Source organism: Arsukibacterium sp. (assembly GCF_041616895.1).
Lineage (GTDB): Bacteria > Pseudomonadota > Gammaproteobacteria > Enterobacterales > Alteromonadaceae > Alishewanella.
In genome coordinates this window covers 16,422-27,801 of record NZ_JBFJPY010000042.1, presented here as the reverse complement: position 1 = coordinate 27,801, position 11,380 = coordinate 16,422, and the positions used below count along the sequence as shown (strand labels likewise).

The following is an 11,380-nucleotide window of genomic DNA, read 5'->3' as shown; positions in this document are numbered from 1 at the left end:
TGCGGAGTGGCGTCGCAACACCGCGCGTTTGCGCCAGGTTGAGCAATTATTTCAGCGGGTAAAACAGCTGGAGCAACAATTACAGCACATAAGTCAGGATGGACAAGAGCCATCGACAGAGGATTAATTTTGGCCAATCAACTTAATAGCCTGCAAGTGCAAGAAATTATGGCGTTATTACCGCACCGCTATCCGTTTTTGTTAATTGATAAAGTGCTGGACTACACGCCGGGAGAATCGTTAACAGCGCTTAAAAATGTAACGATTAATGAACCGATATTTACCGGACACTTCCCTGGAATGCCAATTTTCCCAGGTGTACTGATCCTTGAGGCATTAGCCCAGGCAACGGGGATCCTGGGTTTTAAAACGGTAACCGAACGTTCTGAAAATGAGCTGTATTTGTTCGCTGCAATTGATGATGCCCGTTTTAAAAAGCCGGTAGTACCAGGTGACACCATGATACTGGAAGTGAAGTTCTTAAAGGAGCGCCGTAATATGTGGAAGTTTTACGGAGAGGCCAAAGTAGACGGTGTTATCGTGTGCTCAGCTGAATTAATGTGTGCCAGAAGAGAGTTATAACGTGATTCATCCATCAGCAGTTGTAGAAAGTAGTGCCAGGCTTGGCCAGAATGTAAAAGTGGGCCCTTTTAGCTATATCGGTCATGATGTTGTGTTGGATGATGATTGTATTATCGAACCCCATGTGGTGATCAAAGGTCCGGCGACCATTGGCAAAGGCAACCATTTTTTTCAGTTCAGCAGTATTGGTGAAGCCTGCCAGGACAAGAAATACAAAGGCGAGGCCACTGAGCTGATCATTGGCGACTTTAACGTTTTCCGTGAAGGCTGCTCTGTCCATCGTGGCACAGTGCAGGATCAGGGTAAAACGATTATTGGCAGCCATAACCTGTTTATGAATACCACCCATATTGCCCATGATTGTGTGATTGGCAGCCATACTATTTTTGCCAGTGGCGCGCAGGCTGCCGGCCATGTGCATGTTGGCGACTGGGCTATTCTGGGCGGTATGACGGGTGTGCATCAGTTCGTGCATATTGGCGCTCACAGCTTTTGTGGCGGTGGCTCTATTGTGCTAAAAGATGTTCCGCCTTACGTGATGGTGCATGGCGCACCGTGTCAGCCTGCCGGTATTAATGTTGAAGGGCTTAAACGCCGGGGTTTTAGCAGTGATGCGCTGTTAGAGATACGACGTGCTTACAAAGAAGTCTATCGCAAAGGCCAAACCGTTGCCGAAGCCTTAGCAGCACTTGAGACAAAATCAGCAGAGTATCCAGAGTTAAAAGCCTTTACTGATTTTATTGCTAACGCCAGTCGCGGTATTGTGCGTTAAGCACAAATGTAAATTACCTTATAAAGAAATGGAGCCTGTAGGCTCCTTTTTTATAAGGTGATAACAGCGTAATAGCCTACTGCAGTGCTATTGGATAAGGCCGCAAGTATTTCGACCTGGTAAAGGCTTGAAGTAAGCACTATTTCCTGTGATAGAATCGAATAACGATAAGAATAATCAGTTCATAAACGAGACTTACTTTGTCACATCTTAATATTGCCATGATTGCTGGCGAACACTCCGGCGATATCCTTGGTGCCGATTTAATGGCTGCGCTTCAACAGCGCCATCCTGATGCCCATTTTTATGGTATTGGTGGCCCGCGCATGCAAGCACTGGGTTTTAATGCTTTGTTTGAGATGGAAGAGCTGGCCGTGATGGGTATTGTTGAAGTGTTGGGTAGGCTACCGCGTTTATTAAAAGTAAAACGCGCTATGGTTGCTGCATTACTGAAAGATAAACCCGATGTGTTTATTGGTATCGATGCCCCGGATTTTAACCTGCCGGTCGAGCTTGAATTAAAGCAGGCAGGGATTAAAACGGTGCACTATGTTAGCCCCTCTGTCTGGGCCTGGCGCCATAAACGTATATTTAAGATCGCCAAAGCCACCAATATGGTGCTGTCGTTATTACCTTTTGAAAAAGCGTTTTACGATAAATACCAGGTGCCCTGTACTTTTGTTGGCCATACCATGGCGGATACCATGCCGCTGGTGGTCGATAAAGCCGAGTGTAAAGTCGCACTGGGGCTTGATCCAACCCGACCGGCACTGGCGCTGATGCCGGGCAGTCGTAGTAATGAAATTAACTTGTTAGCGCCTGATTTTCTGTCTGCCGCTACCGTATTGCAGCAGCAACAGCCGCAGCTGCAACTTATTGCCAATATGGTGACTGAGCAAAAGGCAGCGCAGTTTATGGCTATTAAACAGCAGCATGCACCTGATTTAATGATAAAGGTCCATATTGGTCAGGCTCGCCAGGTATTGTTGGCCGCAGATGCCACTTTTATAACTTCTGGTACCGCCACGCTGGAAGCCATGCTGGCCAAATGCCTGATGGTGGTGGCATATCGGGCTAACTGGTTAACGTATCAGATTGGCCGGCGCCTGGTTAAACTGGCGCATTTCAGCTTGCCTAATTTGTTGGCAGGACGGCCAATGGTAGCCGAACTGCTGCAACATCAGGTCACCCCTGACGCTCTGGTGGCGGCAATGTCGCCTTTGCTCCAGGTGGACAATAGCGCCTTACTGGCCGAATATCGTGATATTCATCAACAAATTAAATGTAATGCCAGCGTCCGCGCTGCCGAGGCCATTCTGGAGGTAGCAGGTTCTGATGCAGTGGCATAGACCCGATGTAACATTATTATGCGGTGTAGATGAAGTGGGTCGTGGCCCATTAATTGGCGCCGTGGTGACGGCGGCCGTCATTCTCGACCCTTTGCGGCCTATCAGTGGCCTGACCGACTCTAAGAAACTCAGTGCACCACGGCGCGAAGCATTGGCAGAGCAAATAAAAGCCAATGCTTTGTGCTGGGCACTTGGTCGGGCAGAGCCGGCAGAAATAGACGAATTGAATATCCTGCATGCAACGATGCTGGCAATGCAACGCGCCGTGGCAGCATTAACCATTCAGCCACAGTGGGTAATGATAGATGGCAATCGTTGCCCGGCGCTGCCAATGCCAGCCACTGCCGTAATCAAAGGAGATAGTCTGGTCGCTGAGATCAGCGCTGCGTCAATTTTAGCCAAAGTTGCCCGTGATGCAGAAATGACAGAATTAGCTCAGCGTTACCCCCAGTTTGGTTTTGCGTCTCATAAGGGCTATCCGACCGCGCAGCATCTGGCAGCGATTAGAGAGCATGGCATTTTGGCTGAGCACCGACGTAGTTTTAAACCCGTGCGCTTAATTGCCGAGCAATTGTCCTGATGAATACTCCGGCGTTTATTCACCTGCGGGTCCATAGCGACTTTTCCATGATTGATGGTGTCGCCAAGGTTAAGCCTATTGTCAAAGCTGCGGCAGCGGCACAGATGCCGGCACTGGCCTTAACAGATCAAATGAATTTTTGCGGTCTGGTCCGGTTTTACAGTGCTGCCCATGATGCCGGGATAAAACCGATAATTGGTGTTGATTGCTGGGTACAGCATCCGCTGCTTGGCACTGAAAGCGCCCGACTGTTGTTGCTGGCAATGGACAATGAAGGTTATCAGAACCTGACCATGTTGATTTCCAAAGCCTATCTGCGAGGACATGTCGCAGGTAGGCCGCAGCTTGATCATCAATGGCTGGCAGAACATAACCGCGGCCTTATCGTGTTGTCGGGGGGCAAAGACGGCCCGCTTGGCAAAGCGCTGGTAAAAGAAAATTCGCAATCGGTAACCGAATTGGTCAGCTTTTATCAGCAGTATTTTCCTGAGCGTTTTTACCTGGAGTTGATCCGAACTGACCGACCTGATGAAGAACGGTATATTCAAAAAGCCGTGCTGCTGGCGGAGCAACACCAATTGCCGGTTGTTGCTACCAACGAAGTAGTATTTTTAAAAGCCTCTGACTACCCGGCGCATGAGATCCGGGTCGCCATTCATGATGGTTTTACCCTGGACGATAAACGCCGGCCGAAGCATTACTCAGAACAGCAGTATCTGCGCACCGAGCAGGAAATGACGGCATTATTTGCTGATATTCCTGAAGCCCTGGAGAATAGTGTAGAAATTGCCCGACGCTGCAATGTCACGATCCGACTTGGTGAATACTTTTTACCGGCTTTTCCCACAGGCGGCATGACCGATGGCGATTTTCTGGTATTAAAGTCGCAGGAAGGGTTGGAGCAGCGACTACTGCAGTTATTTCCGGATGAGGCGCAGCGGACTGCGAAGCGACCACCTTACGATGAGCGCTTACAGATTGAGCTGGACGTTATCAATCAGATGGGTTTTCCGGGTTACTTTCTGGTGGTGATGGAGTTTATTCAGTGGAGCAAAGATAACGACATTCCCGTCGGGCCGGGTCGTGGCTCGGGTGCAGGCTCACTGGTGGCTTACGCGCTAAAAATTACCGACCTTGATCCGCTGGAATTCGATCTGCTGTTTGAACGGTTCTTAAACCCGGAGCGGGTATCGATGCCTGATTTTGATGTCGATTTCTGTATGGATCGCCGCGATGAGGTAATCGACCATGTCGCCGAAATGTATGGCCGTGAGGCAGTATCGCAAATTATTACCTTCGGTACCATGGCGGCCAAAGCAGTCATTCGCGATGTAGGCCGGGTGCTTGGCCACCCTTATGGCTTTGTTGATCGCATTTCCAAACTTATCCCTCCCACTCCTGGTATGACGCTGGAACAGGCCTTTAAAGAAGAGCCACGTTTGCCTGAGCTGTATGCTCAGGATCAGGAAGTGAAAGATTTAATTGATATGGCCCGCCAGTTGGAGGGAGTAACCCGAAATGCGGGCAAACATGCCGGTGGGGTGGTTATCGCACCCACTAAAATCACCGATTTTTCGCCGCTGTATTGCGATGATGAGGGGAATAACCCGGTAACTCAGTTTGATAAAAACGACGTTGAATATGCCGGCTTAGTGAAGTTCGACTTTTTGGGCTTACGTACGCTTACCATTTTGCAATGGGCGGTCAATATGGCCAATAGCCGGTTGCAGAAGGAAGGGCGTAAACCGGTTGATATAAACAGCATCCCGCTGGTTGATAAACGTAGCTTCGATTTGCTACAACGCGCCGACACCACGGCAGTGTTCCAATTAGAATCGCGCGGCATGAAGGATTTAATCCGCCGCCTGCAGCCCGACTGTTTCGAGGATATGATAGCGCTGGTAGCGTTATTCCGGCCAGGACCACTGCAATCGGGCATGGTAGATAACTTTATTGACCGCAAACGTGGCCGTGAAGAGATTTCGTTTCCGGATGCAACCTGGCAGCATGAGTCTCTAAGGCCTATTTTAGAACCAACCTACGGCATTATTCTGTATCAGGAACAGGTAATGCAGATAGCGCAGGTGCTCTCTGGCTACTCGCTCGGGGGGGCGGATTTACTGCGCCGCGCCATGGGTAAGAAAAAGCCGGAAGAAATGGCTAAGCAGCGCGATACCTTCCAGGAAGGTGCTGCAAAAAATAATATCGACCCTGAACTTGCCATAAAGATATTCGACCTGGTAGAGAAGTTTGCCGGCTACGGTTTCAATAAATCGCATTCGGCAGCGTATGCACTGGTGTCCTATCAGACGCTTTGGATGAAGGCGCACTTTCCCGCAGAATTTATGGCGGCGGTCATGTCGGCTGATATGGACAACACCGATAAAATCGTGACCTTGGTAGATGAATGCGAGCGGATGAAGTTAAGGCTTGATCCGCCTGACGTTAACTCAGGACAGTATAAGTTTACTGTTAACGAGCAGGGCCACATCGTTTATGGGATAGGCGCGATTAAAGGGGTGGGTGAAAGCCCGATAGACGCCATTATCGAAGCGCGAAATGAGTATGGTAGCTTCCATGACTTATTTGATTTCTGTGCCAAAGTCGATTTAAAACGGTTAAATCGCCGGGTAATGGAAAAGCTGATTTTATCTGGTGCCATGGACCAGTTAGGGCCCCATCGTGCCGCGCTGATGGCCAGCTTAGAAGAGGCCATGAAAAAGGCGGAGCAGCATGCCAAGGCACAAGCGGTAGGCCAGGACGATTTATTTGGTTTGTTAAGCCCGGAACCGGAACAGACGGCCAGCGCCTTTAAGCAGGTGCCACAGTGGCCAGATGAAGTCTGGCTCGATGGCGAGCGGGAAACGCTCGGGCTGTATTTAACCGGTCACCCGATCAACCGGTATGCTGATGAAATCCGCCATTATGTTTCCTGCCGTTTGGTTGAACTACAGCCGACCAAAAAAGATCAAAGTGTCCAGGTAGCGGGTTTAGTGGTATCAGTGCGGGTCATGATTAATAAAAAAGGCCGGCGCTGGGCCATTGTGACGCTGGATGATAAATCGGCACGGCTGGATGTGCGCTTTTTCCCGGAACAGCTGGAAACTTTTGAGGAATTGCTGCAAAAAGACCGTATTCTGGTAATCACCGGACAGGTCAGCTTTGATGATTTTAATGGTGGCCTTACAATGTCGGGCCGCGATGTAAGTGAAATAACTGCTGTGCGGGAAAAATCGCTGAAATCTTTGAATATCACTGTACAATCGGCGCAAATAGACCACAATTACCTGCAAAGATTGCAGCAAGTGCTCGATGAATTTAAAGCTGGTACGGTACCGGTAACAATCAGGTATCAAAGACAGGAAGGGCAGGTAACACTGCAGTTAGGGACAGCCTGGTGGGTGACGCCCGCCGACGCTTTGTTGCATCAGTTAAAACAATTAGCAACAATAGAACTGGAATTTAATTAATTAGGTAGTGATAGTCGATGATGCTGAATTATTTAGAGTTTGAGCAGCCGATTGCTGAACTTGAAGCAAAAATAGACGAATTGCGTAACGTCAGTCGTAATGGCGACTACGATCTTGGTTTAGAAGAAGAGATAAATAAACTAAAAGAAAAAAGTCTGGGTTTAACCAAGAAAATATTTTCTGAGCTGGGTGCCTGGCAAGTAGCCCAAATGGCCAGGCATCCACGCCGGCCTTACACTCTGGATTATCTGAAGCATATTTTCACCGATTTTGACGAGTTGGCTGGCGATCGTACCTATGCCAATGATAATGCAATTGTCGCCGGTACTGCCAGGCTGGGTGAGCACACCGTGATGGTGATAGGCCATCAGAAAGGCCGCGATACCCGGGAAAAAATTCGTCGTAATTTTGGTATGCCAAGGCCAGAAGGCTATCGCAAAGCGCTGCGCCTGATGGAAATGGCTGAACGCTTCAATATGCCTATTATTACCTTTATCGATACTCCGGGCGCTTACCCGGGTATTGGGGCTGAAGAACGCGGTCAGTCTGAAGCGATAGCCCGTAATTTGAAAGTGATGGCAGGGTTAAAGGTACCGGTTATTTGTACGGTAATTGGTGAAGGTGGTTCAGGTGGTGCGTTGGCCATCGGAGTTGGCGACAGGGTGAATATGTTGCAATTCAGTACTTACTCGGTTATTTCGCCGGAAGGCTGTGCTTCTATTTTGTGGAAAAGCGCTGAAAAAGCACCATTGGCTGCTGACGCCATGGGAATTACCGCTGAGCGACTAAAAGAGCTTGATCTGATTGATGCCGTTATTCCAGAACCGCTGGGTGGCGCGCATCGCGCACCGGAGCAAATGGCGCAAACTCTTAAAAAGACCTTGCTAAAAGATCTGGATAGCTTAAAAAAACTTGATACTAAAACGCTACTGGATAATCGTTATAAACGACTGATGTCATTTGGCTACTGCTAAGGCCGTTAGTCACACAGAAAACCAGCGCTTGTCGCTGGTTTTTTTATATGGATAATACGCGACAAGCGCGACGATATCTGTTGAACGACCAAAGCCACTAATGGATACAACAATTGGATACAACAACCGGGGCGGGGCAGCCTGAATATCAATGATAAGCGTAACTGAACTGGCGGCAAAAATCAGCGATTGCGGTGCTGCTAAGGTGGTGCTGGCGCTTAGTGGTGGCCTGGATTCTATGGTACTGCTTGATCTGCTGTGTCAGGCGAGAAAGCAACATGTTTTCCAGTTGCAGGCCGTTTATGTCAATCATGGTTTGAGCGCTGACGCGCAGCGTTGGAGTGAGCATTGTCACCGCGCCTGTATTGCCCGGGACGTCGAATTTTTCAGTTTGAAAATTAGTATCGACAGTACAGCAAATATTGAGGCTGCTGCGCGCGAGGGTCGCTACCAGGCTTTAGCTTCTTTTGTTGATTCAGCCACAACGGTGCTAATGACAGGGCATCATGCGGATGACCAGCTTGAAACCTTGATCCTGGCATTAAAGCGCGGGGCCGGTGCCGCTGGCTTAAGTGGTATGGCTGAGCAACGCCCCTTCGCCGCGGGTAGCTTGCTTCGACCATTATTGAATAGCAGCCGGCAACAGATCGAACATTACGCGACAACACATCAGTTACAGTGGGTTGAGGATAGCAGTAATCAGGATAATCGATTTGATCGCAATTACATTCGCAATGTTGTTGCCCCATTATTAAACGGACGCTGGCCTGCCTTTGGGCAAACGGCGCTACGAAGTATGCAACATCTGGCACAGCAGCAGCTGCTGCTGGATAACTATACCGAGCAGGCATTACTACTGTGTGCGGATGGCCGTCGGTTAAATTTAGAAGTTTTAGCGCAGCAAATGCCTGCCCAGCAGGATTTAGTGATCCGCCGCTGGCTGGCCGGCTACAAGTTGAACCCATCGAGCCAATGGCTGCAAACTCTCAGACAGCAGGTTATCAACGCCCGTCAGGATGCCATGCCGCAACTGGTGTTAGGTCGTTATCTGCTAAGACGTTACCAGCGCCAATTGTATCTGGAGTACCAAACTACCTTAGCGGTACCAGAGAGCGGTTTGTGTTGGGCGATGCAAAATAATCTGACTTTACCCGCGGGGCTGGGTGAGCTGGCAGTGTATCAGGCACCCTCATCTGGACGCCAGGCCATGCAGCAACGTGAGGTTATTGTCGTGTTTGGCCAGCTAAGTCTGCCTTTTAAACCCGCTGATCAGCCTCAGCATAAACCGCTTAAGCAATGGTTTAAACGTTGGCAGCTGCCGCCATGGCAGCGCGGGCAGGTGCCACTGCTACTGGATAACGGCGCTTTGGTTGCGGTGGCCGGGTATGCCTCTGCCATTAGCACGACAGAGGCGGATTGCTGGCTTGGCTGGGCGCGAAATTAACGGTGGCCGCCACCTTGAGTGCTTCTCTGCCGGTTTGCTTTAAGGTCGCTTTCCCTGATGCTTTCGCATCATAAAGCGCCCTGTCGGCGGCTGCAAAAAAATGCTCAGTCGATTGCATGGGTTGCAAATAGGCCAGTCCGGCGCTGGCGGTAATACCGTATTGCACGCTTTTGTGATGCTGATTAATGGCCTTTAACAGCCTGCGGGCCACTAAATCTGCGCTATCGGCATCTTCATCTGCCAGAATTACTGCAAATTCATCGCCACCAAACCGAAACAAGCTGTCAGTTTGACGCAGTGCGTCACGCATGCAGTCTGCTACCACAATAAGCAGCTCGTCACCCATGGCATGGCCATAGTTGTCATTAAGTTGTTTAAAGTTATCTAGATCCAGCAACAACAGCGCACAGGTTTGCTGGCGCCGCCGCGCCAGTTGAATAGCTTTGGCAAAGCTATCGTCAAAAAATCGCCGGTTGCCAAGCGCGGTGAGTGGGTCTTTCAGGGCCATTTGCTGCAGGCGTGCGACGACCAATGCATTGCGTAGTGCAAATAACCATTCGCTCTCCAATAGCACAAGATCACGTTGTTGGGTTGGGCTAAACGGCTGATCACTATGGTAATGCACTTCAGCCAGACACTGCTGATTTAACACCAGCAGGCTTTTGTAGGTGTGGCTACCGTTACTGGAACCTGCAGCCTGGTGTTCGCCAAACGCGGTATTGAGCCGAATGCCAGTGACACTGAGCAGCCGGCCGACATACATTGAAAAAATATCCAGTTGCTGCTGAATATCCAGACTGGTTTGTAACTGGCTGGTCAGAGTTTGCTCGCTGCAATCGGGCAGGCTGTCAGTCTGCTGACAGCGATTTAATGCTGCATAACTGGGCGCTACATCAAGCGCAAGTTCCCGGTTCATTATCGCGTCCATTACCCGTCCTTCTTAAAAAGTAATAACGGGTAACAGCAAGTTTCAGGCCAAATGTTAATTGTGTTTTATTTCAATTGGTTATATTGGATCTGTCTGGTAGGTCAAGAGTTTGACGGAACATTACTCCGGTTCAGCGGCAAGAAATTGCACAATCTGTTCCATCTGCCTGCAACCGTCGGCAAAGCCAAGTTCAATCAGGCGTCGGGTGTATTTCTGTTCAAACAATAAATAGCTCGCTAAGCTTGATTCAGAGTGCTGGCGGATCCCTAGGCCCCGCAACAACGTGCGCACCGCCAGGGGCAAACAAAGATAATATTCACTTGCCAGTAAATTAAAGTTTTGACTGGGGTTTATCAGCAGACTTTGTACCGGTTTAAGCTCAGTCTCAATATTATTGGCGCGCAGGGTTTCGACGGTCTTATTCACCCGGTGCATTCGCTCCAGATCAGAATTCAGGGTATCGGTAAAAATGGTATCTAACAAGTGGCCTGCTACTGTCGCTAAATCAGGATGATGCAAACTACGCCGGCTGGTTTCCTCTTTGCGGGGGTCTTCTACCCCGATAATCAAAATTTTATCGGCACCTAAATGGATCGGAGCGCTAAGAGGGGCCAACTGATTAACCGAGCCGTCGCCAAAATATTGCTGATGGATCCGCACCGATGGAAAAATGATTGGAATAGCGGCCGACGCCATTAAGTGATGCACGCCGAGTAACGTACGTTGACCGCACCGTTTTGCCCGGCGCCATTCCTCAGCATGATCTGACTGGAAAAACGTAATGGAGTCGCCGTTATTGTAACAAGAAGACGTAACAGAAAAGCTGGATAAATAGCCGCCCATGATATTACGGTCGATCCGCTGTAAATCAAGGATCCGGCCCAGCAATTGCTTCAAGGGTTTATTATCGAAAACGCTGACCGGTTTCTTGTTTGCATAATCGGCCTGAAAGGCCCCAAACACATTTTGCATTAAATGCCAGAACACTCTGGGATAGTCAGAATAATACACCTGGTTGGTATGAAAATGACGCCAGACCGATTCGATTTTTTTGACACCCAAATGAAAACACGATGCATAACAGGCAATACCAGCAGCATTAATTGCCCCCGCTGAGGTACCGCTGATAATATCAAAAGGTGCCGGGCTGGTTCTCGGGTAATGCTGGGCGATCGCTTTAAGCACGCCAACCTGATATGCAGCGCGAGCGCCACCACCGGTCAGTAACAGGGCCGTTTTTTTTCCGCTCTGTGGACGTTGTCGTACCATAGTGTTATTGAA

Annotated in this window: 9 protein-coding genes; 7 read left to right on the top strand and 2 right to left on the bottom strand. The window is 49.4% G+C overall.

From position 1 onward, the window contains the following. Window positions 1-129: 129 nt before the first annotated feature. The 7 genes from fabZ to tilS all read left to right on the top strand — a co-directional run bounded on the left by fabZ (window position 130) and on the right by tilS (window position 9,171). On the top strand, window positions 130-582 hold the full coding sequence (gene fabZ / locus ABY802_RS08995; protein ID WP_290611223.1) for a 3-hydroxyacyl-ACP dehydratase FabZ: 453 nt from the start codon (window positions 130-132) through the stop codon (window positions 580-582). A gap of 1 nt (window position 583) precedes the next feature. After that, window positions 584-1,354 (top strand): acyl-ACP--UDP-N-acetylglucosamine O-acyltransferase, encoded by a 771-nt coding sequence (gene lpxA, locus ABY802_RS08990; protein WP_372626708.1) that lies wholly within the window; start codon window positions 584-586, stop codon window positions 1,352-1,354. A 200-nt stretch (window positions 1,355-1,554) separates the two neighbouring features. Further along, complete coding sequence (gene lpxB, locus ABY802_RS08985) at window positions 1,555-2,703, top strand: lipid-A-disaccharide synthase (RefSeq protein ID WP_372626707.1); 1,149 nt, start codon at window positions 1,555-1,557, stop codon at window positions 2,701-2,703. After that, window positions 2,690-3,283, top strand: a complete 594-nt coding sequence (gene rnhB, locus ABY802_RS08980) for a ribonuclease HII (RefSeq protein WP_372626706.1) — start codon at window positions 2,690-2,692, stop codon at window positions 3,281-3,283. Before lpxB ends, rnhB begins: the two co-directional genes overlap by 14 nt. Next, on the top strand, window positions 3,283-6,753 hold the full coding sequence (dnaE, locus tag ABY802_RS08975; protein ID WP_372626705.1) for a DNA polymerase III subunit alpha: 3,471 nt from the start codon (window positions 3,283-3,285) through the stop codon (window positions 6,751-6,753). The genes rnhB and dnaE overlap by 1 nt, the downstream gene beginning before the upstream one ends. 17 nt (window positions 6,754-6,770) lie before the next feature. Then, a complete protein-coding gene (gene accA / locus ABY802_RS08970; RefSeq protein ID WP_290611217.1) occupies window positions 6,771-7,727 on the top strand; it encodes an acetyl-CoA carboxylase carboxyl transferase subunit alpha in 957 nt (318 codons plus the stop codon). 151 nt (window positions 7,728-7,878) lie between these two features. After that, window positions 7,879-9,171, top strand: coding sequence for a tRNA lysidine(34) synthetase TilS (tilS, locus tag ABY802_RS08965; RefSeq protein WP_372626704.1), 1,293 nt, complete (start codon window positions 7,879-7,881; stop codon window positions 9,169-9,171). Here tilS and ABY802_RS08960 read toward each other — a convergent pair. After that, complete coding sequence (locus ABY802_RS08960) at window positions 9,125-10,099, bottom strand: GGDEF domain-containing protein (RefSeq protein ID WP_372626703.1); 975 nt, start codon at window positions 10,097-10,099, stop codon at window positions 9,125-9,127. The two genes, tilS and ABY802_RS08960, sit on opposite strands and share 47 nt — an antisense overlap. Before the next feature lie 120 nt (window positions 10,100-10,219). Then, complete coding sequence (locus tag ABY802_RS08955) at window positions 10,220-11,368, bottom strand: patatin-like phospholipase family protein (RefSeq protein ID WP_372626702.1); 1,149 nt, start codon at window positions 11,366-11,368, stop codon at window positions 10,220-10,222. Between the last annotated feature and the right edge of the window lie 12 nt (window positions 11,369-11,380).